Origin of the sequence: Bowmanella dokdonensis, assembly GCF_017254865.1 — a bacterium.
Lineage (GTDB): Bacteria > Pseudomonadota > Gammaproteobacteria > Enterobacterales > Alteromonadaceae > Bowmanella > Bowmanella dokdonensis.
In genome coordinates this window covers 19418-41885 of sequence record NZ_JAFKCV010000020.1, presented here as the reverse complement: position 1 = coordinate 41885, position 22468 = coordinate 19418, and the positions used below count along the sequence as shown (strand labels likewise).

General features: G+C 53.7%; 23 protein-coding genes. 8 read left to right on the top strand and 15 right to left on the bottom strand.

The window, feature by feature from the left end:
- Nucleotides 1–78 precede the first annotated feature (78 nt).
- Nucleotides 79–3033, bottom strand: a complete 2955-nt coding sequence (locus tag J0A66_RS20285; RefSeq protein ID WP_206575693.1) for a TonB-dependent receptor domain-containing protein — start codon at nucleotides 3031–3033, stop codon at nucleotides 79–81.
- A gap of 481 nt (nucleotides 3034–3514) precedes the next feature.
- Here J0A66_RS20285 and J0A66_RS20280 point away from each other — a divergent pair, with 481 nt between their 5' ends.
- Complete coding sequence (locus J0A66_RS20280) at nucleotides 3515–5464, top strand: class I adenylate cyclase domain-containing protein (protein ID WP_206575692.1); 1950 nt, start codon at nucleotides 3515–3517, stop codon at nucleotides 5462–5464.
- Here J0A66_RS20280 and J0A66_RS20275 read toward each other — a convergent pair.
- The 4 genes from J0A66_RS20275 to J0A66_RS20260 form a co-directional block, all read right to left on the bottom strand.
- Nucleotides 5451–5912 (bottom strand): DUF3291 domain-containing protein, encoded by a 462-nt coding sequence (locus tag J0A66_RS20275; protein ID WP_206575691.1) that lies wholly within the window; start codon nucleotides 5910–5912, stop codon nucleotides 5451–5453. The genes J0A66_RS20280 and J0A66_RS20275 overlap by 14 nt on opposite strands.
- A 369-nt stretch (nucleotides 5913–6281) precedes the next feature.
- Nucleotides 6282–6881 carry a glutathione S-transferase family protein gene (locus J0A66_RS20270; RefSeq protein WP_206575690.1) on the bottom strand — a complete coding sequence of 200 codons (600 nt, stop codon included), beginning with the start codon at nucleotides 6879–6881 and terminating at the stop codon, nucleotides 6282–6284.
- A 79-nt stretch (nucleotides 6882–6960) separates the two neighbouring features.
- Nucleotides 6961–7161 carry a helix-turn-helix transcriptional regulator gene (locus J0A66_RS20265; RefSeq protein ID WP_206575689.1) on the bottom strand — a complete coding sequence of 67 codons (201 nt, stop codon included), beginning with the start codon at nucleotides 7159–7161 and terminating at the stop codon, nucleotides 6961–6963.
- The gene (locus tag J0A66_RS20260) at nucleotides 7158–7580 is read right to left on the bottom strand and encodes a hypothetical protein (RefSeq protein ID WP_206575688.1); all 423 of its coding nucleotides are present in this window, start codon (nucleotides 7578–7580) and stop codon (nucleotides 7158–7160) included. The genes J0A66_RS20265 and J0A66_RS20260 overlap by 4 nt, the downstream gene beginning before the upstream one ends.
- A 282-nt stretch (nucleotides 7581–7862) precedes the next feature.
- On the opposite strand from J0A66_RS20260, the gene efpL reads away from it, so the two are divergent.
- A complete protein-coding gene (gene efpL / locus J0A66_RS20255) occupies nucleotides 7863–8435 on the top strand; it encodes an elongation factor P-like protein EfpL (RefSeq protein ID WP_206575687.1) in 573 nt (190 codons plus the stop codon).
- Between the two features lie 61 nt (nucleotides 8436–8496).
- Here efpL and J0A66_RS20250 read toward each other — a convergent pair whose 3' ends face one another.
- The 3 genes from J0A66_RS20250 to J0A66_RS20240 are packed head-to-tail and all read right to left on the bottom strand — an operon-like array spanning nucleotide 8497 to nucleotide 9689.
- Nucleotides 8497–8700 carry a tautomerase family protein gene (locus J0A66_RS20250; RefSeq protein WP_206575686.1) on the bottom strand — a complete coding sequence of 68 codons (204 nt, stop codon included), beginning with the start codon at nucleotides 8698–8700 and terminating at the stop codon, nucleotides 8497–8499.
- A gap of 12 nt (nucleotides 8701–8712) precedes the next feature.
- A complete protein-coding gene (locus tag J0A66_RS20245) occupies nucleotides 8713–9084 on the bottom strand; it encodes a nuclear transport factor 2 family protein (RefSeq protein ID WP_206575685.1) in 372 nt (123 codons plus the stop codon).
- 2 nt (nucleotides 9085–9086) lie between these two features.
- Nucleotides 9087–9689 carry a glutathione S-transferase family protein gene (locus J0A66_RS20240; protein WP_206575684.1) on the bottom strand — a complete coding sequence of 201 codons (603 nt, stop codon included), beginning with the start codon at nucleotides 9687–9689 and terminating at the stop codon, nucleotides 9087–9089.
- Between the two features lie 113 nt (nucleotides 9690–9802).
- Between J0A66_RS20240 and J0A66_RS20235 the strand changes: the two genes are divergently transcribed.
- The gene (locus J0A66_RS20235; protein WP_206575683.1) at nucleotides 9803–10690 is read left to right on the top strand and encodes a LysR family transcriptional regulator; all 888 of its coding nucleotides are present in this window, start codon (nucleotides 9803–9805) and stop codon (nucleotides 10688–10690) included.
- Nucleotides 10691–10726: 36 nt separating this feature from the next.
- On the opposite strand, the gene J0A66_RS20230 is transcribed toward J0A66_RS20235, so the two are convergent.
- On the bottom strand, nucleotides 10727–11341 hold the full coding sequence (locus J0A66_RS20230; protein ID WP_206575682.1) for a glutathione S-transferase family protein: 615 nt from the start codon (nucleotides 11339–11341) through the stop codon (nucleotides 10727–10729).
- A 217-nt stretch (nucleotides 11342–11558) separates the two neighbouring features.
- Here J0A66_RS20230 and J0A66_RS20225 point away from each other — a divergent pair, with 217 nt between their 5' ends.
- From J0A66_RS20225 to J0A66_RS20210, 4 genes are read left to right on the top strand one after another with little or no spacing between them, the layout of a single operon-like run.
- Nucleotides 11559–12665: a serine hydrolase domain-containing protein gene (locus J0A66_RS20225; RefSeq protein ID WP_206575681.1), complete on the top strand. Its 1107-nt coding sequence runs from the start codon at nucleotides 11559–11561 to the stop codon at nucleotides 12663–12665.
- Complete coding sequence (locus J0A66_RS20220; RefSeq protein WP_206575680.1) at nucleotides 12662–13033, top strand: DUF6249 domain-containing protein; 372 nt, start codon at nucleotides 12662–12664, stop codon at nucleotides 13031–13033. The genes J0A66_RS20225 and J0A66_RS20220 overlap by 4 nt, the downstream gene beginning before the upstream one ends.
- On the top strand, nucleotides 13030–13566 hold the full coding sequence (locus J0A66_RS20215) for an RNA polymerase sigma factor (RefSeq protein ID WP_206575679.1): 537 nt from the start codon (nucleotides 13030–13032) through the stop codon (nucleotides 13564–13566). The genes J0A66_RS20220 and J0A66_RS20215 overlap by 4 nt, the downstream gene beginning before the upstream one ends.
- A complete protein-coding gene (locus tag J0A66_RS20210; protein ID WP_206575678.1) occupies nucleotides 13563–13862 on the top strand; it encodes a hypothetical protein in 300 nt (99 codons plus the stop codon). Before J0A66_RS20215 ends, J0A66_RS20210 begins: the two co-directional genes overlap by 4 nt.
- A gap of 100 nt (nucleotides 13863–13962) precedes the next feature.
- On the opposite strand, the gene lipA is transcribed toward J0A66_RS20210, so the two are convergent.
- The 6 genes from lipA to J0A66_RS20180 all read right to left on the bottom strand — a co-directional run bounded on the left by lipA (nucleotide 13963) and on the right by J0A66_RS20180 (nucleotide 21394).
- Nucleotides 13963–14928, bottom strand: coding sequence for a lipoyl synthase (gene lipA, locus J0A66_RS20205; RefSeq protein ID WP_206575677.1), 966 nt, complete (start codon nucleotides 14926–14928; stop codon nucleotides 13963–13965).
- On the bottom strand, nucleotides 14921–15571 hold the full coding sequence (gene lipB / locus J0A66_RS20200; RefSeq protein WP_206575676.1) for a lipoyl(octanoyl) transferase LipB: 651 nt from the start codon (nucleotides 15569–15571) through the stop codon (nucleotides 14921–14923). Before lipB ends, lipA begins: the two co-directional genes overlap by 8 nt.
- Before the next feature lie 6 nt (nucleotides 15572–15577).
- Nucleotides 15578–15841 carry a DUF493 family protein YbeD gene (gene ybeD / locus J0A66_RS20195; protein WP_206575675.1) on the bottom strand — a complete coding sequence of 88 codons (264 nt, stop codon included), beginning with the start codon at nucleotides 15839–15841 and terminating at the stop codon, nucleotides 15578–15580.
- Between the two features lie 139 nt (nucleotides 15842–15980).
- The gene (locus tag J0A66_RS20190; protein ID WP_206575674.1) at nucleotides 15981–17591 is read right to left on the bottom strand and encodes an FMN-binding glutamate synthase family protein; all 1611 of its coding nucleotides are present in this window, start codon (nucleotides 17589–17591) and stop codon (nucleotides 15981–15983) included.
- Nucleotides 17592–17700: 109 nt separating this feature from the next.
- Nucleotides 17701–19377, bottom strand: coding sequence for an asparagine synthase B (gene asnB / locus J0A66_RS20185; protein WP_206575673.1), 1677 nt, complete (start codon nucleotides 19375–19377; stop codon nucleotides 17701–17703).
- A gap of 415 nt (nucleotides 19378–19792) precedes the next feature.
- Nucleotides 19793–21394, bottom strand: coding sequence for a M28 family metallopeptidase (locus tag J0A66_RS20180; RefSeq protein ID WP_241264347.1), 1602 nt, complete (start codon nucleotides 21392–21394; stop codon nucleotides 19793–19795).
- A 98-nt stretch (nucleotides 21395–21492) separates the two neighbouring features.
- On the opposite strand from J0A66_RS20180, the gene J0A66_RS20175 reads away from it, so the two are divergent.
- Nucleotides 21493–22359: a DUF3025 domain-containing protein gene (locus J0A66_RS20175; RefSeq protein ID WP_206575671.1), complete on the top strand. Its 867-nt coding sequence runs from the start codon at nucleotides 21493–21495 to the stop codon at nucleotides 22357–22359.
- The last annotated feature ends 109 nt before the right edge of the window (nucleotides 22360–22468 follow it).

Sequence of the window (22468 nt, the reverse complement as noted above, 5' to 3'; positions counted from 1 at the left end):
CAAAGCCACCTGATTGTTCAGATGGCTTTGGAATAAAAAAGCTCCTCCATTAGAAGGAGCTGACGTGGCAATGCCTGCTTAGAATCTTTGCGTCACACTCAGATAACCAAAGCGGCCGGGTAAACGGTAGCTGGGGTCATAGGTGTTGGCAAAGGCCGAGTAGGCATAGGGAGGCTCTTTGTCAAACAGGTTGCGGATACCCAGAGTAACCTGCATATCCCAGGGGGCTTCCCATCCCACTTGCATATCCCAGTAGACCACTGAGCCCAATTTGTTCTCAGGGGCAGATTGATCTTCATTCACAACCACTTCAATAGTGCCTGGTTTGAAGGAGAAAGTATCCCAGGTATGGTCAGGATCAGAGCAGAGGTTTCTCAGTTCAGGCTGACCAAGGCCATTGGAGGCGGTCACGATATTGGCGCAATTTTCTACCATGGAGGACAGATATTGAGCCGTAATTGAAGCGGACCATTCTTCCATATCCCAAGCCAGTGTCAGGTTCGACTTGACGCGGTTTCTGGCGCCTCCACCGGATTGGTTGGTGGCCAGTCGACCCACAAGGTTACCTTCGGAGATATCACCGTCATCATTCAATTCACCACGATTAGGTTGACCCTTATCGCCCTCGTACAGCATGATGGCGGTATCTGAGTTGATACGGAAATCGCCGTATTCTGTGCTGAAGCGATAGTCGATGTTAATATCCACCCCTTCACGCTCCAGGCCTCCAACGAAGTTCTGGTTCAGGGACAGCAATTGGGATATCTCGCCCGGGTTGCCGTTCAGGGTACCGGTAAAGTCGCGCTGGATCAGGTCACAGTAGGACTGGATGCCAGTGACATAACAGGCGTTAGCGATATATCCTGCGGTGCGGGCGCCGATAAAGTTCGCCAGTTCAATACGGTACCAATCCACGCTGAAGCCGAGGTTTTCAACAAACTGCGGACTGTAAACAAACCCAAATACTGTGGTTTCGGCTTCTTCCGGCTGAAGATCCGGGTTGCCGCCCACTTTGGCTCGGAACTGGGGATCGTTTTGAACGAAAGTGGGCGAAACACCATCTGCCGCACAGCGTGTTCTTACATCAGCATTGGCCTGGAAAGGCACTGAGTTGCTGCTACAAGGGTCTGTAGCAGCCGGGCGGCTGTCGTTCTGGCCCTGATACAGCTCCTGAATTGACGGGGCACGGAAGCCTTCGCCGTAGCTGGCGCGGATCAACAGTTCCTCAATGGGACGATAGGACAGCTTGTAGCTGGAATTAGTGGTATCACCAAAGTTGGAGTAGTCTGAATAACGGCTTGACACCGACAGTTCCAGGCTTTCCACCATCGTCATATCGGCCAGCAGCGGGATAATGGCTTCTGCGTAAACTTCATTCAGATTGTAGCCACCTTCTGTGGGGGTGGCAGCGTTGTCACCCAGTACCTGGCCGGCAACGGTCAGCGGATCGGGGCTGGTGTAGCCAGATTCACGACGGTATTCATAACCCACGACTGCAGCCACCGGGCCTGCTGGCAACTCAAACAGCTCGGTACCGATGTTGGCTGAATAGTTGGTCATCTTGGAATATTCGAGGTTGCGAGGGGCAACCGTGACATAGTCCAGCATGTCCTGGGTTACGCCGCCAGGGCCCCCGAACAGGTTAAAGGGAGTACAGCCTGCAACGGGAGCAGCAGAAGTGCCGCAGCGAGCCACGCCGTTGGAATCGATATGGGAAGATCCCAATGCGGTAGCCATACGACTGGCGTTGAAAAAGCCGTTTTTCAACTGAGTCAGGCTATTGTCGCTGTAGACATAAGCTACGTCCCAGTTGAACTCTCGATTAGCCAGTTCAAACTCGCCTTCCAATGCTGCACCGATGCGCCAGGTGGTGTTGTCTGCAGCGTAAGAACGTGGAGCGACGATAGGTCGGAAGGATCCACCTGCGATGGCCTGATCGAAGGGGTTGTAGATGTTGTCAGCAGCGATGGCCAGCCCACCCAGTGGCTGAGCGGCCAGTTGGGCCTCGGATGTACGATTCACATACACGGCTTCCGCGCGGGCCCTGATATTGTCAGTCAATTCATAGGTACCCTGGGTGTACAGAGAGCGGGTCTCTGTAGGCTGAAGCAGATAGTTGACAGGGGCAAAGTTGTAACCATCCTTATTGGCGTCATAGATATGGAAATCAGATAAAGCGGAAGCTGTACATTCCTCGTTAGCTACGCAACCAGTGGCTCCCTGCGTCAGGGTCCAGACACCTGCCACACCATTGGCAGTGGCGGAGAAACGGCCGTAAGGGGTGGTGGGACTGGCGCGGCCACCGGCTGCCGATACGTTGGCTGGCAGACCGAAAATAGGCACAGAGGAAATTTCCCTGTCTCCACCCAGCACTTGTTCCTGCTTGGTGTAGTTGGCGCTGAAGAGTACAGAACTCTTGTCCGCTGTGGAGCCTACGGTAAAGGTGTAAGATTCACGACGTCCGTCACCTTCGTCATATTCACCCACATAGGCGGCCACTTCTGCACCTTGGAAATCATCACGGGTAAGGATGTTTACTACACCACAAATGGCGTCAGTACCGTAAATGGATGAGGCGCCGTCTTTAAGAATTTCAATGGACGAAATCGCTGGCAGCGGAATAGTGGACAGATCCACTGCGCCGTTGATACTACTGACCCAGCGACGTCCGTTTACCAACACCAGAGTTCGGTTGGCACCACAGTTACGCAGGTCGACACGGACCACACCGTTAGTGTTGCCGTTGTTGGTTTGCAATCCCAGGGATGCGCCGTTAGTGGCGATTTCCTTGAGCACATCGCCCACGCTGGTTAAGCCTGAGCGGGAAATATCTTCGGCGGAGATAAGCAACACTGGCTGTGCTGTCTCCATGTCTGAACGCTTAATACGTGACCCTGTTACGGCAATTTTTTCCACGCCGTCTGCAGCAGGCGCTTCCTGGGCCATGACTGAGTGGTGAGTGAAAGCGGTAGCCGAGGCACCGGCGAGCAGGGCTAGGCGAATGGATTTCGCCAACCTGGAATTGGTTGTCATAAGTGTGTATCTCCCGAGACCGCTATTGGCTTAGCGGTTTTTATAATTGGTGTACCGGCGCAGAGGTTACGCCGGCAGTGTGCTCACCAGGGATATTTTCCTTGTTGTAGCGAGCGGATATTACGGCCGGATTTTTCAACTCGTCAACATAATTCGTACGACTAACTAACAAAAATTCAAGACAAGTTCAGATCGCCTGGTAATAAATAAGCAGGGATTTTTTATTCGCAAAATCATCATTTTGATTATTCTTTATAACCTTTTCTTTTGACTTTCAACCAGGGGGCCGATATGGGCTTTTTCTGCAGCCGCTATCCTGTTCCAAAGCAATGATGCCGATCCACGAATGGGCTAGGAGCTCTGTCATACAATGCACTTTCCCTTTTGCGTTGGCCTCTTTTTGGTTGTAACTTGAGTACAGTGAATTCTGACCCCAAACATCCCTGCCCAGCGGGCAGACTGCAGGCTGTTCGCCTTTGATATGAGTATACAAAAAGACCTGGCCATCCGACTCCTGCGCGTACTGCGTTATAACAAGGCCCGCATTGAGCGGGCGCTTGTATTACTGCCGGCGGACAAGCAACCGTTGTTTCATATCCTGCCTTTCCTGTTACATGTCAACCATCCCGATTTGCCGGGTTATGTGGACGACAAAGATGTCCCTTTTGGCCTGAACAATTATTCATTGAGAAAACAGGTAGGTGAATCACTGGAGCAGGTATTTCCAGAGTTACGCCCGCTGTTTGCCGATATGCGGCAAATCTGGCCGAGGCGCAGATTTATCGACTCTCTGGTCCTGATGGGCAGTATTGGCTCAATCGCCCAATCAGCAAGTTCTGATTTTGACTACTGGGTATGTGTTGATGGTGAAAAACTGAATGAAAAAAGCCGTGAATTATTAGAGAAAAAGCTGAGACTGGTGGAAAAATGGGCCGAACAGCATGAGCTGGAAGTGCATTTCTTCCTGTCTGAAATCGACAAGGTCAGACAGAACGATTTTGGCGAGGCAGACAATGAAAGCTCAGGTTCGGCCCAGGCGGTGTTTCTTAAGGCTGAATTTTATACCACCAACATCGTCGTGGCCGGCAAGTTGCCCTTCTGGTGGTTGATACCGGATCGGATTTCAGATTTGGAGTATCAGCAGTTAATCGGCTCGCTGACACCAGGGGGCTCCCCGGATCCCAGACTATTTATGGATCTTGGCAATCTGCAACAGTTGGATCCGAATGAGCTTTTCGGCGCTGCCATCTGGCAGATTGTCAAAGCCATGGATTCGCCGTTCAAGTCGGTGCTGAAAATGGCCAAACTGGAGGTGTTTCTGGAAAACCTCGGCCAGAAACAGCCCCTTTGCAACGAACTCAAAAACCGGGTGCACGCCGGGGATTTGGCTCCCGGTGCCCTGGAACATGTGGATCCCTATGCTTTGATGTTCGATGAGCTCATTGACCATTACCAGGCTGCGAACAATCAATCCGTCGTACAACTTCTGCAGCTTTGCCTGTATATCAAATGTGCCTGTCATCTGAGTCTGGGAAAAGCAGCCGATAACGAGAACTTCAAGGACAAGATTATCCGCAGCTATGTGCAAAGTTGGGGCTGGAGTGAGGAAAAAATCAAGAAGGTTGACCGGATAAGGCATTGGGATTTCATGGAAAAGTCGGTGCTGAGTCGCCAGATCCACGGCTTTCTGATCGGTTGCTATAGACGGCTGTCCGCCGGCATCGCCAGGGATAACCAATTGGTCAGTCAGGAAGACATGACGGTCATTGGCCGAAAGCTGGATACTTTCTACTCGAAAAAAGACGGCAAGATTGAGTATCTTCGCAGCGTTTTCGACGACGAACTCTACTGTGGCACTATCACGGTCAAGGCTACGCCTTATCCTAACGGTACGCGGCGCTGGCGTATTTACGCCGGCGACCAGATTAGCCGAAATGGCAAGACTCTGGAAAAATCCCTTCTGCAGTCAAGCCTCAGTCCCATAGAGTTGATTGTATGGGGGGTATGGAACCGCATTCTGGACGGCAATACCCGCATTCAACTGGATTACCACACAGAGCCGGTGGTGGAGGAAGATCTGTATAATCTGGTGGCGGAAGTGGAAAAGGCTTTCCCGCCGGTCAGGGTGTCCGAGTTGAGTCGTGAAGCCCTGTTGTCGCCTGCCAGATTACAGACCTGCCTGGCAGTGATCAATTTCGAAAGCCGTCGGCTCAAAGCCGAAGTGGAAAGCATTACCTTCATCTACCGCAATAGCTGGGGAGAGCTTTACACCCTCAGCGGCATGGAATCGGTGCACAGGCTCTGGTGCGAGTGGCAGCAAAGTCGAAGCGGTCATCCTCTGCTCGTTATCATCCCGCAGGGCACGCATAAACAGCGACTGATTGAGAACTTCAGCCGGCGTAGTGGTATCGACTCTGTCAGGGTGTTGTAGTATCAGGCTGGGCGCTGGCCGGATAAAGTTGTTTAAAGCTGAATGCAAAGGGGCTCTCGCCATGCTGACGCAAGTATTCCAGTCTGGCCAGGGCTTCCGGTAGTGGCGGAATATGTCCTTCGGGGATCCACCACAGCACATAGCTGGCCTGTGGCATCCGCTCGAACCACTGCGCCTTGCGCCGGAAAAAGCTTCGGTGAGCGGTTTTAAACATGAAATCCTTTAACATTTCTGGCGAGGTCCAGACTGACATATTGACAATGACTTCAGGGGCCTCAAAGGCCTGAATGGCAGTGGCGTCGCCACTTTCGTCCTGTAACCGCCAGATAAACCCGGGACTGTGTTCGGCAATGCCATTGATAAATTCAAGGTTGTCGACAAAGTCCTTGATCTGGGGGGCATCCAACGGATAGAGGGGGCGGGCAATGTCAAGCTGGGCCAGGTGCATGTAATACCAACCGGATTAATCTTTAGTGCACTCAGCGTAAGCCAAAGTGTTCGATACCAAGGCGCCCGTATGAAGGTCTAGTGGCGCTAAATCGAATGCGGGCAACACAGGTAGCGGGCACTTTGGCTTCGCCCGCAGGGAGCGCCATGGATGGCGTGAAGTAGAACAACGCAGGAGCAGTTGTCGGGAGCGTCCAGAAAGCATTCTCTCTGCGTTCCAGTCTCTTGACATAGAGCCACTATACCTTCGAGGCAGCGCCTTGAGCTAATCCTTTCTGGTCAGCTCTGAATGCACTAAAGATTAATCTGATTGGTATAAGCGTCCTTGTGAGATATAGGCTTGTGGAAGATAAGGGCAATTGCCGGAAAATCAAGCAGGCCTGCTGGCTTTGACATAGGGCAGGGATGAAAGCTCGGTCACCCGGGCGGCAAGGTGGCGGTAGCTGAGTTTGACCAGTTTGTAGAAAGCCAGGTGATCCCACAGGCAAACCAGATGAAAATCCTGATAGTCGGGGGGACCAGCAAACAGCCCGGCATTTTGTTCCAGCCAATCCAGTCCCTGTGCAATGGTCTTTTGCAATTTCTGGTATCTGGGTTGACTGATGTCCGTGCCGGTGCGTTTGGCCAGCAACAACTCCACTTCTGCCGCCATAATGCCGTTCATCACGGCCCTGAGGTTCAGCAGCTCTGGTTTTTTCAGCAGCACATTGAACGGGTCGCCGGGATGGTAGGTGAGGGTCAGATACTGAGCGATATGATCCGAGTCGATCAGCCAGATATCGCCGTCCACCAGGGTCGGTACTTTCATCAGCGGATTGCCGGCAAATTCTTTGCTCGCATCGTCTGCCACATTGCCGATATCCACCAGTTCATGCCCCAGTTTCCAGGCATCCAGCAGAATTCGCACCTTACGGGAAAAATGCGAACGAGGGGTGCAATAGAGCTTCAGGCTGGTTTCGTGGGCGGTCACAGTAAGCCTCCTGGCGGATTTACTGCGTTATCTTGGCATTGCTCCGGATAGTTAACAAGAGCCACCTGGGGGGCAGTTCTCACTGTTCCTGCTCATCCTGAAAAATCGCTTCAATGGGCATGCCAAACACCCTGGCAGCCTTGAAAGCCAGGGGCAGGCTGGGATCGAACTTGCCGGTTTCGATGGCGTTGACGGTCTGGCGGGACACTGACAGTGCCTCCGCCAGTTGGGCCTGGGTCCAGTTACGTTCTGCCCTTAGCACCTTGAGGCGGTTCTTCATCTGTATCTCCAGTTACCGAACAGCACGGCCCCGAGGAAAGTCAGGCCCATCAGGATCACCAGGTGCGAGATCTCTGGGTGTGACTCCATCAGCCCAATGTTCTGAAGCTGACCATAACTACTGGCCGCGACCACTCCCATGCCCAGGGTAATGGCAGAGGCATCCATAAATATCTTGCGCTCCAGTTCATCCATGGCCCGTACATGCTTGATATTGGACAGGATCATCAAAGCGCCTACCAACAGGTTCAATGCCACTGCCAACGACGAGTATAACGTTGCGTACTGCCAGATAAACTTGGGGCCAAAGGCCAACAGGGCCGTGCTGAGTAGCCAGGCTACCGTCCAGATTCCCAATTTTAAAGTGCTGCCTTTGAGGTTTGCCTGCCAGTCGGACTGGTTCTGTGGATGTGAATTCATAAGTCGTCCTTAGTTGTCAAAAAGTCATGTTTGCTTTACATATCTTGGCAGGGCTTAGTTAAAAGTCAAGCGTGTTTTACATAAGGTAAATTAAGCTTGTCTAAGTGACCGGCAGAAAATCAGGATCGAAACGCGGCGCTGCCTGGTCAGGGGATCCAATGGGGCTTGCAGGCAACAGTAAAATATCTGGGTTTTCGTCATATTCTGACTTTCTCTACAGACTCAGATGACGGAAAATAGCCGGCAAATTTTGCAAGCCCATTATTTTGTCAGGATCCTAAGATGCCAAAAGCCAGTGAAATTAAGCGTAATGCAGCCATTGTTTACAACAACAAGACCTATATTGTGCGCGATATCGAACGTTCAGTACCCCAGGGCCGCGCAGGCGGCAGTATCTACCGTATGCGTATGTACGATGTGGTCACAGGCAGTAAACTGGACGAGACATTTAAAGATGCGGATATGCTGCCGTTGGCCGATCTGGTCCGTCGCCAGGCAATGTTTTCCTATATCGACGGCGACGACTATGTGTTTCTGGATAAGGAAGACTACAGCCCCTATAACCTCAACAAAGAGGCCATCGCAGAAGAAGTCCAGTTTATCAACGAAGAGACTGACGGAATCTATGTGGTGCTGGTCAATGACCTGCCGGTGGCCCTGGACTTGCCGGTGAGCGTGGAGCTGGAAGTGGTGGAAACCGACCCTTCCATCAAAGGGGCGTCAGCCACCTCACGTACCAAACCGGCTAAGCTGTCCACCGGCCTGGTGATCCAGGTGCCGGAATATATCGCCACCGGTGACTGGGTGCGTATCAATACCGAAGAGCGCCGCTTCCAGGGCCGGGCAGACAGGTAAGCCTGCATCTGCTCAGCCAGTTCAAAGCCCCGGCAATGCCCCGGGGCTTTTTGCATTCGCTTCAGCTCTCAGCCTGTCGTATATCTTTGACCGACCGGTAACCTATTCCCCAGTTGTCCGTGCTGACTTCGTCAATCAGGACAAAGGTGGTTTCGGGTTTCTTGTTCAGTACGTCCACCAGCAACCGGGTGGCCCCTTCTATCAGCTTGCGTTTTTGCTCAGCGGTCACACCTTCATCGGTGACCTTGATATTGACATAGGGCATAGTGCCTCCTGTTTAGATAAAGGGATTATCGGCGTATTGTTTGGCCACAATTCGCCAGTTACCGTTTTCCTTCAGCAATCCAAGGTAATCAATAAACTGCTCGCCCAGCAGCGGACAGCTGACTTTGGCCATGGCCTGCTCGCCACACAGCTCGACAGCCAGTATCCGGTAAGCAAAGGCATCACCTAGCGCTTCAGGTACCTGACGGTTGGCTACCAGCTCCAACCACTGGCGTTTACTTCGCCGGATCCCCGGGGCGCAGAGCCTGGCATCCTGGTCAAAGATACTGTCCAGAAGTTGGGTGTCGGCCCGGTGCAGGCCGTCGAAGTATTTCATCAACAGCGCTTCGACCGCCTGTAATTGACTGACATGGGGGTCGCTCATGCTCAGGCGGCCTGTTGTTCAGCCGCCACCGCCGCCAGGTAGCTTGGACGGTTCCTGATACTGTCAATCATGGTCCGGCTGCGTGGCCCCACCGGGATGGTCACAGGAAAGAACTGTCCCCAACTTTCATATACTGCCAGCAGAACATCCGCCGGAGAGGGATGAAGGCCGCCCAGATAGGGCTGGTCTGCAAGCTTGTTTTCTACCCTTTGCCACAAACCGGACAACTGCTGAGCGGCGGCTGAAAAGGCCTGGGTTTTCACATCGCCATCCGGCAGGACCGAAGCGATAAAGAATAACTTGCTGTAAGCCGGATGGACGGTGGCATTGGCAAACATCAGATCTTCAATGCCTTGCTGGCGAGCTGACGCCGCACCGGGCAACAGGTCATTGGGGTGCTTTTGCAACAGGTAAAGAATGATGGCTGCCCCTTCGGTCAGTATCTCGCCGTCCACCGCAAGTGCCGGCACGGCGCCAATGGGGTTTACCTTGTTGAAATCCGGTGTTCTGGCTTTGCTGACTAGCTCAAAAGGTTGATTTAATTCGCGCAGAATCACCTGAGTAGCCAGGGAACAGGCGCCCTTTGAGAAATACAATGTATACATAAAGATCTCCTATGGTTGGTTCTGTCATCCGCAGAACAGCTTCACTATAGGGATATGCATTGGTTAGATATATGGATACAATGAGATAACTCTTTTTCCTTTATGGAAACAATATGGACAAGTTGAAGGCCATGCAGCTCTTTGTCCGGGTGGCGGAGCTAGGCAGTTTCTCCCGGGTCGCGGAGCAGCATGCCACCAGCAAATCCATGATCAGTAAACAGATCAGCAGCCTGGAAGAGGCATTGGGAGCCAGACTGCTGCAGCGTTCCACCCGCCGGTTGCGTTTGACTCAACTGGGCGAGGATTATCTTCAGCGCTGCCGGCAAATCCTGCGGCAGGTGGAAGATACCGAAACCTACATTCAGGAATTCCAGCAAGTGCCCAAAGGTCTGCTCAGGATAAACGCCGCAATGGCCCTGGGGCTGACCGCCCTGGCCCCGGCCTTTGCGGAGTTTATGCGCCGCTATCCCCAGGTGGAACTGGATATTCAATTGAGTGACCAGGCCCAGGACCTGCTGGAGCATAACTTCGATCTGGGATTGCGGGTTGCCAGTCAACCCTTCGATTCAAGCTATGTGGGCAAGGCCATTACCCGCTTCAGCTATAGTATCTGCGCCTCGCCGGCTTACCTGGATCTACATGGGCCCATTAATCAGCCAGACGATTTGCGCGAGCATCAGTGCTTTGAATACAGCTATTTTCGCAGCAAGCACCTTTGGCCTGTGGGTAAGGATGCCGTGCCGGTCGGAGGTCGGCTTAAAGCCAACAGCTCGGTGTTTTTGCTGGATATGGTGAAGCAGGGCATGGGAGTGGGGTTCATTCCGCGCTTCATCAGCCATCCGGCCCTGCAATCCAAAGAGGTGGTGGAGGTACTGACTGGCGAACATAAGCCTGAAATGACGCTGTATGCCTTATACCCGGTACGACACTTCGTTCCACCCAGACTCAGTTGCCTGATTGAGTTTTTACAGGAATGGTTTGCCGACCATCCTTACCTTTAAATGGTTGAACTACCGGCTTGTGACCAGCCGGGAAGATTACGCCGGCCAGGGCTCAGCCCAGGCCGGGAGTCGCATCAGCCTGTCCAGCCAGCTGGTGATATTCGGATAATCCCCCATCGGCATTTTCGCTTCCCGCCAGTAGCGGGCCATGGAGGCAAGCTGAAAGTCGGCAATGGTCAGCCGGTTGCAGGCGGCATAAGTTCTGTCCTGCAGATGCTGATTCAAAATTCCGGCATAGTGATGGAAGGTAGGCAGACTGCCTTCAATGGCAGGAATGTCCAACTGTCCAAAGGAAAAGGTGCTTTTAACGATATGCTCAAAGTAGAAAGTGCCCACCGCTTCCATCCAGTGGCAGTCATTCCAGGACAGCCACTTAATCACCTCTACCTGCTCGGCGGGATTATTCGCAGGCCACAGGGATGAACCTGCTTTGTTGCACAGGTACACCATAATGGCTGAGGCTTCCCATAGCACAGTGTCGCCGTCCACCAGGACAGGCACTTTCATATTAGGGTTAAGCTTGGCGAACTCGTCGGTCTTCAGGCTGCCGTTGGTGGGATCCAACTGAATAAACTCTGCCTGCAAGCCAAGATGTTTGCACAAGGCCAGCACCCGCAGAGGGGCCTGGGCCTTAATCCAGTAAATTTGCATATTGCGTCTCTCTGTTTCGGTGACTTTCCTTACTAGTCGATTAGGAACACAGGGTTTCGACATTGCCGGGTAATTTTCCTGACCTTGCGCGGGGGACGGGCAAATGGAAGGGCCAGTCGTGCCGGACTTAATAAAATCTTTGCTTCCTTGCATCCAAACACTGATCAACAGGCATCTTATTAGCAGCTAAATGATGAGTTAACGGGAGTAAGAACTGATGCAGTTTGTCACAAACAGAACGTTGCCAACGTCTTTGCTGGTCCTCGCCATAGGGTTGGGAGTCTGCCTGCCGGCTGCTTCGGCCAGCAGGGATGAAATACGAGAGCAACTGGATTCCTGGCTGACAGGCACTGGGACGCCCAGCGCCGCTGTGGCTTATATCGAACAGGGCAAAGTCCGCTGGACCCTGGTGACAGGGGAGCAGGCGCCAGGGGTAGCGGCTGACCAGCACACACTTTATAACGTCGCCTCCCTGGCCAAACCGGTCACGGCGGAACTGTTGCTGCGACTGAGCAACGAGCAACCCTCCTTTTTGGACGAGACGGCTGCCAGGTACTGGCTGGATCCTGATATAGCCGGCCATGACTATGCCCAAAAGCTGACCATCAAACATCTGCTCAGCCACCAGAGCGGCTTTCCCAACTGGCGCTATCAAAGTCAGGACAAACTCACTTTTAAGTTTGAACCGGGCACCGGCAGTGGCTATTCAGGAGAGGGTTACCAGTATCTGGCCCTGGCCATGCAAGAGAAATGGCAACAACCCTTTGAGGCACTGATGCAGAAGCATCTGTTCACCCCCCTGCAGATGCATAACAGTGCATTTACCCAAAAACCCTGGTTCAAGGGACGTTTGGCTTTTCCCAAAGGCCCCAAGGGGGAGTTTTCAGAACCGGCTCCCAGGCAAGAGTTTGTGGCTGCGGACGATCTCTATACCACCATCGATGATTATGCCTTATTTGTCGCTTCTGTGGTGACTGGCCAGGGACTGAATGAACCGCTGGCTAGCCGGCGTTGGTCGCTGGATTTCAATCTGGCCGAAGGACTCTGCCAGTCCGGGCGACTGGACAAGACTGACTGCCCGCAGAAGCTGGGATTCGTGATGGGCTGGACCCTGGTTGAATACGGTGATCTCACCCTGTACATGCAAGGGGGTGGAGATTGGGGAGAGCGGGCGTTGGCGGTAATGGTGCCGGCAACGCAAACCGGCATAGTGGTCCTGACCAACGGAGCAAAGGGTATGCAGGTGGTGCGTAAAGTGGTTAACTCCCTGTTTCCCCACCCGAAATTTGACGCATTCCTGAAAATGCAGGCAGAAGGCTCATGAATACAGATATCCTGGTACCAGTCAGTTTTTTTATCCTTATCGGAGTAGTGGTTAAATTCGTGCTAGACCGGCAGGTGCAGAAACGTCGGCTATGGCATGAGACTCTGCAACTGGCGCTGCAAAAAGACTACCCGCTGTCCGAAAAGAGTTGGCAGAAGTTCCTGCAGACCGTGGATCCACAGCGAAGTGACCTCCGTAAAGGCGTGCTGTTTATGGTGTTGGCCGCAGGACTGGTTCTGATCGGTCTGCTGAAGCCATTTCAGGACGGGCAGGGCAATCGCGCAATTTTAGTGTTGGCCATTATTCCGTTTATGGTGGCGCTGGTCTACCTGGCGTTCTGGCGATTTTGGTATCCAAGCCAGGAATGAAGTCAGCACCAAACGAAGACTATGTCCTGATTGCCCGCGCTGTGGCAGGGGAATGCCAGGCCTTTGGGCAGTTGACCCTTCGTTATCAGGGAGTGGTGCGTGGCATGCTCAGGCAACTGTGCGGCGATCCCGCACTGGCCGATGATCTCAGCCAACAGACTTTTATCAAAGCCTGGCAGAAGTTGTCTGGCTACCGGGGGGGACGGTTGCAAAGCTGGCTGTGCAGTATCGCCTATCGGGAGCTGATGATGCACAAGCGCAAATCTGCCCGCACCGACCTGGATGCGCTCGATACCACAGAGTCTGCTTGCCATATGGCGCGGTCACAGGCCAGTCTGAACCGGGAAATGGATTTGCACCGGGCCATGCAGCAGTTGGCCGCCGAGCAGGCTAAGGTACTGATTCTGCATACCCGGGCTGGTTTGACTCATCAGGAAGTGGCAGAGCTGCTTGAGATGCCTCTGGGTACAGTAAAATCCCATATCAGCCGCGCGGTAAAACAGTTGCAGAGTCTTTTGGGAGACACACCATGACAAAAGAACAGGACCTACTCACACAGCTTCAGGCCGTCTATGCCAATGAAGCCGAGAACCTGCAGGACCTGGGGTTCAGCCAGCAGGTGCTGGAGTGTATCCAGCAGAAGAAAAAGCAGCGAAGAGATTACTGGCTGGCGGTACTCATCTGCCTTTCAGTACTCTTGATGCTGTCGGCGCAATGGCTGTTACCCCCCGCCTCCACGCCGGACTGGACGGCCGTGCTGCAAAGTCTTCCCGCAATGGCCGTGCAGGGGATTGTCGGCCTCTGTGTCCTGGTTTGGGCGCTGGAGTAGCCACCTCGCCAAAAACTCTCCACATAAGAAACGCCGGTCATGCCGGCGTTTTTTCCTCAGACAAAAATGCCGGCACCGGCCAGGCTTGTGACTCAGAGGATTATTTGACCTCTTCCCCGGCCGCCTGACGGTCAGCGTGGTAGGAGGAACGCACCAGCGGGCCGCAGGCGGCGTGGGAAAAGCCCAGCTCGTAGGCTTTATCGCGCAGAGCGTCGAATTCCTTGGGATGAACATAGCGTTTCACCGGATAGTGGTGGCGGCTGGGTTGCAGATACTGGCCCAGGGTCAGCATATCCACGTCGTGGTCGCGCAGATCCTTGAGCACGACTGCCATCTCATCCATGTCCTCGCCCATCCCCATCATCAGGCCTGATTTGGTCATTACATCCGGATGTTGGGCCTTAAATTTCCTCAGCAGTTCCAGTGACCACTTGTAGTTGGCACCGGGGCGGCACTCCCGGTACAGGCGTGGGATGGTCTCCAGGTTGTGGTTGAACACATCCGGAACACCGTTGTTGAAAATTTCCAGGGCAGTGTCCATGCGGCCGCGAAAATCCGGTACCAGTACTTCAATCTTGGTGCTGGGGCTGTGTTCACGAATGGCATTGATACAGTCGACAAAATGCTGTGCGCCGCCGTCGCGCAGATCGTCGCGATCGACCGAGGTGATCACCACATATTTGAGCTTCATTTCGGCGATGGTCCTGGCCAGTTTTTCGGGCTCTTCCGCACTGGGCGGCAGGGGTTTGCCGTGAGCCACATCACAGAAGGGACAGCGACGGGTGCAGATATCGCCCAGGATCATGAACGTGGCAGTACCGTGAGTGAAACACTCGGACAGGTTAGGGCAACTGGCTTCTTCACAGACCGAATGCAAATTGTTTTTGCGCATCACTTTCTTGATGCGGTCAATGCCTTCGGTATTGGATGGCAGTTTGATTTTGATCCACTCAGGCTTACGCAACATTTCTTCCCTTTCGGTGGGAATGATGGTGACGGGGATGTGTTTTACCTTGTCTTCGTCGCGGAGTTTCACCCCCGCTTCGGCGCGCAATGCTTTAGTCATCAAAACCTTCTCGATAGTCAGTATGTTCGATTTGCAGGGAACTGCAGAATGCCCGGGTAAGCAGGGGCCCTGCATCAGCCAGGTTATCCGGGCCGCCCAGCCCGGCAGAGTGTATCATTTCCAGGCCCGCATAGCCGCATGGATTTATGCGCTTAAAGGGGCCCAGATCCATATTGATGTTCAGCGCCAGGCCATGGAACGAACAGCCGCGACGGATACGCAGACCCACTGAGCAAATCTTCCGCCCGTCCACATAGACACCCGGCGCATCGGCTTTGGGATAAGCGGCAATACCGAAAGGTTTGAACATGTCCACCACCGAGTTTTCCAGGGCCGTGACCAAATCCCGTACGCCCAGCTTGCGCCGCTTGAGATTAAGCAGCACGTACATCATCTGTTGACCCGGGCCGTGATATGTCACCTGGCCGCCACGATCCACCTTGACCACAGGTATATCGCCCGGCGCCAGCAGATGCTCTTCCTTGCCTGCCTGTCCCTGGGTAAAGACCGGATTATGTTCCACCAGCCAGATTTCGTCAGCGCTCTCATCCGTGCGATTGTCAGTATAGGATTGCATAGCCTGCCATATAGGCAGGTAGTCCTGGCGACCCAACTGGCGAATAATCAGCGACGTATTGTTCATGGCTAACTAAAGTACCATGCGGACCAGTTCAAGTTTGCCAAGCTCGATATAGACGGATTCCATATGTTCCTTGCTGGTAACCCTTACCTCCACAGAGACCGAGTGATAGTTGCCCTTGGTGCTGGGGCGAATGGAAGGGTTGTAATCGTCCGGCGCCAGTTGCTGAAGACAGGCCACTACCTCTTCCGGCAGACGATCATGGGCTACTCCCAGCACCTTGAAGGTTTGGTAGCAGGGGAACTCCAACAGTTCATCAAATCTGGTTTCCATTTATGACTCCAAATGAGTAATTTGCCACTTCCCCTGAAAATGGTGCTGCAGAGAGCGTAATTCAAGAGCCAGGGGGGTGGGGAAAACGGCGCGGATTATAGCGCAAATGGACGCTTTGGCCCAGTCAAGATAACCACGCCTAGTGAGTATGAACCACGTGACTGGTAGGGGTGAACGTATCGGCACTGGCTTCTTTTAAGTGATGGCTATAGCAGTCGGGATAAGGCTCCTGCAGGAAAGAGCCTGCATCAGGGTAAGGATAAAGCTCGTCAAATCTCAGGACTGTATGCTGATCCACTCTGCGATGCAGGTGGTGCCGGCTGATCTCCCCTGGATTGCCAAAGCCGGCGGAAGAGGTGATATCCACCAGGGCATGCAGGGTCTCCTTATGGAAACGGGCCACTCTTGGCGCCTTGTCTTCGATCACCAGTCCCCTTACCAGCTTGGGGTCCTGGGTGGTCACCCCGGTGGGGCATCGGTTGGTGTTGCAAATCAGCGAATGGATGCAGCCAAGCGCCAGCATCATCCCCCTGGCGCAGTTGATCAGGTCCGCTCCAAGCGCCAGGCTGCGGGCCATATGAAAGGCTGACAATACCTTGCCAGAGGCGATGACGCGGATCTCTTCGCGCAAGTCAAAGCCCCGCAGACAGTCAGCGACAAACGCCAGGCCGTCCCTGAGCGGCATACCCACAGAATTGCTGTATTCAAGCGGCGCCGCACCTGTGCCCCCTTCACCGCCATCCACGGTAATAAAGTCCGGGCGGATACCGGTTTCCACCATGGCTTTGCAGATGGCGATAAATTCGCTTTGTCTGCCCACACAGAGCTTGAAGCCAACCGGTTTGCCGCCGGATAAGTCGCGTAGCTTCTGCACAAACTCCAACAGCCCCCGCGGGGTGGAAAAAGCGGTATGAGCGGCTGGGGAAATGACATCCTGATGGGCTTCTACCAGGCGAATTCTGGCGATTTCCTCATTGTTCTTGCTGGCAGGCAGTATGCCGCCATGACCGGGCTTGGCGCCCTGGCTGAGCTTTATTTCTATCATTTTAACGCTGGGCAACTTGGCTTTGTCGGCGAAGGTATCCGGGCAGAATCTACCTTCGCTGGTGCGACAACCGAAGTAGGCCGTGCCTATCTGCCAGACCAGATCGCCGCCATGCTTAAGATGATAATCACTGATGCCCCCTTCGCCGGTGTTGTGGTAAAAACCGCCTTCCTTGGCCCCCAGATTCAGGGCTTCGATGGCCCGGTGGCTCAGTGCGCCGTAACTCATGGCGGAAATATTCAACAGGCTGGCCGAGTACGGCTGTTGACAGTCCTTGCCGCCTATTTGTATCCGTGGACTGCTATCCAGCTCTTCTACGTCCCGGGCGGCGATGGAATGACTTATCCATTCATAGCCATCCTGGTAAGTGTCCATCCTGGTACCATAGGGATTGGTGTCCAGCTCTCCCTTGGCCCGCTGGTAGACAATGCTGCGAAACATGCGGCTGAGCGGCTTACCATCCAAATCCGATTCGATCAGATACTGGCGGACATAGGGCCTGAGCCACTCTACTGCCCAACGGATTCGTCCGACCAGGGGGAAGTTTCGCCTGACAGTATGCCGGGACTGAAAGGTGTCATACAGGCCGACCGTAAAGGTAAAAGCCAGCGGGATCAGTAGCCAGGCCACCCAGGACCAGAAATAGGCCAGCGCTCCGATGAACAGGGCACCCAGTATGTGAAATTTGTAGAATCCGACGAGCATAGTCCCTCCTTGTTACCTCAGGATAATCAGGATCCTGGCCAGTTCCAAACGGAAGGAGTTAATTTGACAGAAAAAAGCCCACTGACGTGGGCTTGATGGGCATGTCTTCTCAGTCCTTCAAGGCGTCGCTGTGTACGCCGCGCATGGCTCGTCCTGATGGGTCGGCCTGTTTGCTGAAGTTCTCATCCCAGGCCAGGGCCTCCACTGTGCTGCAGGCAATGGATTTACCACTGGGGACGCATCTGGCGGCACTTTCCTGGGGGAAGAAACTCTCAAAAATGGTCCGGAACAGGTAGCCTTCCTTGGTGTCCGGGGTATTCACCGGAAAGCGGAACTGAGCTGTCTTCATCTGCTGATCGCTCACATGGCCGGCGGCATAGTCCTTGACCGAATCGATCCAGGAGTAGCCCACCCCGTCGCTGAACTGTTCCTTCTGTCGCCACAGTACTTCGGCGGGCAGGTATTCGCCGTTATCAAAGGCCGCACGCAGCACATGCTTTTCCATCTTGCCGTTGCCACACATCTTGTCTTTGGGATTGAGGCGCATGGCCACATCCATAAATTCCTTGTCCAGGAAGGGCACCCGGGCTTCCACGCCCCAGGCTGAAGTGGACTTGTTGGCGCGCAGGCAGTCAAACATATGCAGACGCTGAAGCTTACGTACCGTTTCCTCATGGAACTCCTTGGCGTTGGGAGCCTTGTGGAAATACAGGTAGCCGCCGAAAATTTCGTCCGAGCCTTCGCCGGACAGCACCATCTTGATGCCCATGGCTTTGATCTTGCGCGACATCAGGCTCATGGGCGTGGCAGCGCGAATGGTCGTCACATCATAGGTTTCCAGGTGGTAAATCACATCCTTGATGGCATCAAGCCCTTCCTGAATCGTGAAATGCACTTCGTGATGCACTGTGCCTATCATGTCGGCTACTTTGCGGGCAGCAATCAGATCGGGAGCCCCTTCCAGGCCAACGGCAAAGGAATGCAGGCGTGGCCACCAAGCGGCAGTTCTGTCTTCGTCTTCCACCCGTTTGGCCGCGTATTTGGCTGCGATGGCAGAAACCAGCGAAGAGTCCAGTCCACCTGATAGCAGCACCGCGTAAGGCACATCGGACATCAGGTGGCTTTTGACGGCCTTCTCGAAGGCATTTTTCAGGTCTTCCAGACTGGTTTCATTGTCTTTGACGTTGTCATAACTCATCCAGTCGCGCTGGTAGTATTTTTTCAGCTCGCCGGTTTTGCTCCACAGGTAATGCCCTGGAGGAAATTCCTTAATGGTCTTGCAGACGGGAGACAGGGCCTTAAGCTCGGAAGACACGTAGAAGTTGCCATGCTCATCGAAGCCCGTATACAGGGGGATAATACCCATATGGTCGCGGGCGATCAGGTAGGCGTCCTGGGCTTCGTCATACAGAATAAAGGCAAACATGCCCTGGAGGTCATCGATAAAATCCACCCCCTTTTGCAGGTACAAAGGCAGAATGACCTCGCAGTCGGATTTCGTTTTAAAGGCGTAGGGTGTTTCCAGGCCAGCTTCCAACTGCTTGTGATTGTAGATTTCGCCGTTTACGGCCAGGATTTGCTGATTATTGGTACTGATGAGCGGTTGGGCGCCATTATCCAAATCGACGATAGCCAGACGTTCATGGCACAGGATGGCATTATTATTATTCCAGATCCCAGACCAGTCGGGGCCGCGATGGCGCAATAACTTGGACAGCTCCAGAGACTTGGAGCGTAGCTCGGTGACATCAGACTTGATGTCCAGAATACCGAATATACCGCACATAAAAAAAGGTCTCTCCTGGTTAAACAAGCAAAATCACGGGCATCCGGCGCCCGTGTCTGGCAGAGTGACTGGCCTGTGCCGGTGGACACAAGGAGCCAGCCTGATGGTGGATTTGTTAGTAAAACTTTAAAAAACAGCGCTTTAATAAAAAATCCTTCCCGAAAGGGCCCTTTTCAGGAAATAAACCTTTCGAACCCCGACTCTGCCAGCCTGGGGAAAAAATGCAAGACGATTGTGTAATTAAATGACGAAAGTAGGAATATGGTTTTGAGTGACGAGTGACGAGTGACGAGTGACGAGTGACGAGTGACGAGTGACGAGTGACGAGAACGGAAAGACCGGGTGACAGCCTTGTTACTGGTCACCCGTCACTTGTTACTTGCGCTGCTTGTTCTCGTCATCCGTTACTTGTTACTTATTTACGCTGGAACTCGCTGCTGGGGTTCCACTTGGGCCAGTCATCGCTGGTGGCGATATCATAACCCACTTCGAAGAGCATTTGGCTGTCCTGCTGGACGCCGCTAAAATCCCAGCTTTCACGGAATTGGTCACAGACCTGATGGTAGCACCCGCGGGTAATCACCTGAGTCTTCTTGCGATATTCGGCCGTTTGCTCATCCCAGGGTTCTGTTCCCCCTTTGGCATACAGAGCCGGAACGCCCTGCTTGGCCAGGCTGAAGTGATCAGAGCGGTAGTACGAGCCCGCTTCGGGTCTGTCTTCCTGGGTCAGGGTGCGGCCCTGGCGGGTGGCGGCTTTTTCCAGATAGTTCTCCAGTTCAGACTTGCCTTTGCCCACCACGGCAACATCTTTGGTGCGACCCAGAACATTCATGGCATCCATATTCAGGTTGGCAACGGTTTTGTCCAGTGGGATAACCGGATGTTCGGCATAATAGGCTGAGCCCAGTAGGCCTTGTTCCTCGGCGGTGACCGCCAGGAAGGTAACGGAGCGAGCCGGCGCCTGGTTCAGCTCGCTAAAGGCTTTAGCCACAGCCAGCAATGATGCGGTGCCGGTGGCGTTGTCGTGGGCGCCATTGTAGATCTGATCCCCTTCCAGATTCTCATCCTTGCCCAGGTGGTCCCAATGGGCCGTATAGATAATATGTTCCTCAGGGACTTTGCTGCCCGGCAAGGTGGCGATGACATTGTTACTCTCGGAATGCTCCAGTTCACTGTTGACCGTTACCGAGGCTGTCAGTCCGCCCAGTGCCTGGTGGAATGGTCCCTGTTGGGCCTTGGCTTTCATGGCATAGAAGTCCTGACCTGCCTCCTTGAACAATTGCTCAGCCGCCTCCAGGCTGATCCAACCTTCCACGGCGACTCTGCCGGCATTGCCATCCTCACTGGCCAGACTGTACTGGGGTCCGCTCCAGCTATTGGCCACCACTGACCAGCCGTAGGAAGCCGGAGCCGTTTCATGCACAATCAGGGCGCCGGCGGCACCCTGGCGGCTGGCTTCTTCATATTTGTAGGTCCAGCGGCCATAGTAGGTCATGGTCTTGCCCTGGAATTTGCCGCTGTCAGGGTTCTCAAAGCCGGGATCATTGACAAGGATCACTACCGTCTTACCTGTCACATCCAGACCTTCGTAGTCATTCCATTCGTATTCGGGGGCATTGACGCCGTAACCGACAAACACCAGTTCGGAATTCTCCAGCGAGACAGAGGTCTGCTCGCGTTTGGTAGCAACCACCATATTCTCTTTGTAATTGAGTTCCTGGCTACCCAATTTGAGAGTCACGTTGGGGTCGGCGGTAATTTCCAGCAGGTTGACCGGTTGCAGGTAACTGTCACCGTTGCCTGGCTGCAACCCCAGCTTTTTAAATTCGGAAACCAGATAGTCAACGGTTTTGGTCTCTCCCACTGTGGTAGGCAGGCGACCTTCGAACTCATCGGAGGACAGGATACGGGTATGCTCACTGAGCAAATCCGTGCTGATGCTGGCGTAGGCCTCATCAAAATTATTCTTTTCAGGGAGGTCTTGTTGCTTATAGGGTTCACTGCAACCCAATGTCATAACCAGGGGGACGAGACTGAGCGCCCAAAGGGATTTTTTCATTATTTTGCTCTTCTTGAGTATAAAATGCCGATTCATTGTAGAAAAATCCCAGGATCATGACCAGCCAGTCACCCTCTCATTTATCGCCTCCGGTCTCACCTTCACCCCGACGCTTTGCCGATACGTTGCCCGATCACTGGCAAACCGGCTGTTTCGAGCGTGAACCCTTTGCCCAGTTGGACAGATTATTTTCCTTGTCCAGCCTGAGCGACTGGCCAGACAGCATCTGGCTCAATGCCGATGAATCTTTGCCGGTAGATTTTATTGCCCAGGATGCTCTGGATATGGGGCAGTACAGTTACGAGGAGTTTATCGGCGCTACCTCCCAGGTGCCCACCCGACAGCGTAACTGGCACGACTTGTTCAATGCACTGGTTTGGCGTCAGTTTCCTCTGAGCAAGGCGGCGCTGAATCGCCTGCACCTTTGCGATATCGCTGAATTTGGCGTCAGGCAGCGAACGCCCAGGCGTGACCGTATTACCCATTTCGATGAATGCGGTGTGGTATTGGCCTACGCAGACCCGGCCGTTCCCGACGCGCTTGCACGACATGAGTGGCAGCAGGCATTTGTGAATCATAGGACGGCCTGGGGTAGCAGGGTGAAGGCGTTTGTGTTTGGCCATGCCAATTACGAGATGCTACTTAATCCCTATATCGGCCTGACCGGCAAGTGGCTGGGTATTAAGGTGAAGGACAATTTCTTTGCCGCCGATCTGACCCGGCAACTGACAGAACTCGACGAGTCGCTGGCAGACAAACTGGAAAACCAGGATTGCCTGGCCACCCGTGGGCAGTTATTTCCACTGCCGCTTTTGGGGGTGCCGCTCTGGTGGCCGGAGAATCAGGATCCAGCCTTTTACAACAACACCGGGTATTTTATGCCCAGGGATGGGCGGTATGCCGGCTTGGTCGGGAACAGATAGCCGGCGATGCCTGCAGGTAACAGGTAACAGGTAACAGGTTACAATGATCAGCCCCTGAAAAAGTAGCCGGCGATGCCCAGGGATGGCTTAGCGGGCTCTGCGTCTTTAG

Coding starts and splice junctions, on each gene's coding strand:
- efpL (WP_206575687.1), top strand. CDS start 7,863: ATGCCAAAAGCCAGTGAAATTAAGCGTAATGCAGCCATTGTTTACAAC.
- lipA (WP_206575677.1), bottom strand. CDS start 14,928: ATGACTAAAGCATTGCGCGCCGAAGCGGGGGTGAAACTCCGCGACGAA.
- J0A66_RS20280 (WP_206575692.1), top strand. CDS start 3,515: ATGAGTATACAAAAAGACCTGGCCATCCGACTCCTGCGCGTACTGCGT.
- J0A66_RS20215 (WP_206575679.1), top strand. CDS start 13,030: ATGAAGTCAGCACCAAACGAAGACTATGTCCTGATTGCCCGCGCTGTG.
- J0A66_RS20220 (WP_206575680.1), top strand. CDS start 12,662: ATGAATACAGATATCCTGGTACCAGTCAGTTTTTTTATCCTTATCGGA.
- J0A66_RS20230 (WP_206575682.1), bottom strand. CDS start 11,341: ATGCAAATTTACTGGATTAAGGCCCAGGCCCCTCTGCGGGTGCTGGCC.
- J0A66_RS20235 (WP_206575683.1), top strand. CDS start 9,803: ATGGACAAGTTGAAGGCCATGCAGCTCTTTGTCCGGGTGGCGGAGCTA.
- asnB (WP_206575673.1), bottom strand. CDS start 19,377: ATGTGCGGTATATTCGGTATTCTGGACATCAAGTCTGATGTCACCGAG.
- J0A66_RS20275 (WP_206575691.1), bottom strand. CDS start 5,912: ATGCACCTGGCCCAGCTTGACATTGCCCGCCCCCTCTATCCGTTGGAT.
- J0A66_RS20285 (WP_206575693.1), bottom strand. CDS start 3,033: ATGACAACCAATTCCAGGTTGGCGAAATCCATTCGCCTAGCCCTGCTC.
- J0A66_RS20190 (WP_206575674.1), bottom strand. CDS start 17,591: ATGCTCGTCGGATTCTACAAATTTCACATACTGGGTGCCCTGTTCATC.
- J0A66_RS20245 (WP_206575685.1), bottom strand. CDS start 9,084: ATGAGCGACCCCCATGTCAGTCAATTACAGGCGGTCGAAGCGCTGTTG.
- J0A66_RS20175 (WP_206575671.1), top strand. CDS start 21,493: ATGACCAGCCAGTCACCCTCTCATTTATCGCCTCCGGTCTCACCTTCA.
- ybeD (WP_206575675.1), bottom strand. CDS start 15,841: ATGGAAACCAGATTTGATGAACTGTTGGAGTTCCCCTGCTACCAAACC.
- J0A66_RS20260 (WP_206575688.1), bottom strand. CDS start 7,580: ATGAATTCACATCCACAGAACCAGTCCGACTGGCAGGCAAACCTCAAA.
- J0A66_RS20180 (WP_241264347.1), bottom strand. CDS start 21,394: ATGACATTGGGTTGCAGTGAACCCTATAAGCAACAAGACCTCCCTGAA.
- J0A66_RS20225 (WP_206575681.1), top strand. CDS start 11,559: ATGCAGTTTGTCACAAACAGAACGTTGCCAACGTCTTTGCTGGTCCTC.
- J0A66_RS20265 (WP_206575689.1), bottom strand. CDS start 7,161: ATGAAGAACCGCCTCAAGGTGCTAAGGGCAGAACGTAACTGGACCCAG.
- lipB (WP_206575676.1), bottom strand. CDS start 15,571: ATGAACAATACGTCGCTGATTATTCGCCAGTTGGGTCGCCAGGACTAC.
- J0A66_RS20240 (WP_206575684.1), bottom strand. CDS start 9,689: ATGTATACATTGTATTTCTCAAAGGGCGCCTGTTCCCTGGCTACTCAG.
- J0A66_RS20210 (WP_206575678.1), top strand. CDS start 13,563: ATGACAAAAGAACAGGACCTACTCACACAGCTTCAGGCCGTCTATGCC.
- J0A66_RS20250 (WP_206575686.1), bottom strand. CDS start 8,700: ATGCCCTATGTCAATATCAAGGTCACCGATGAAGGTGTGACCGCTGAG.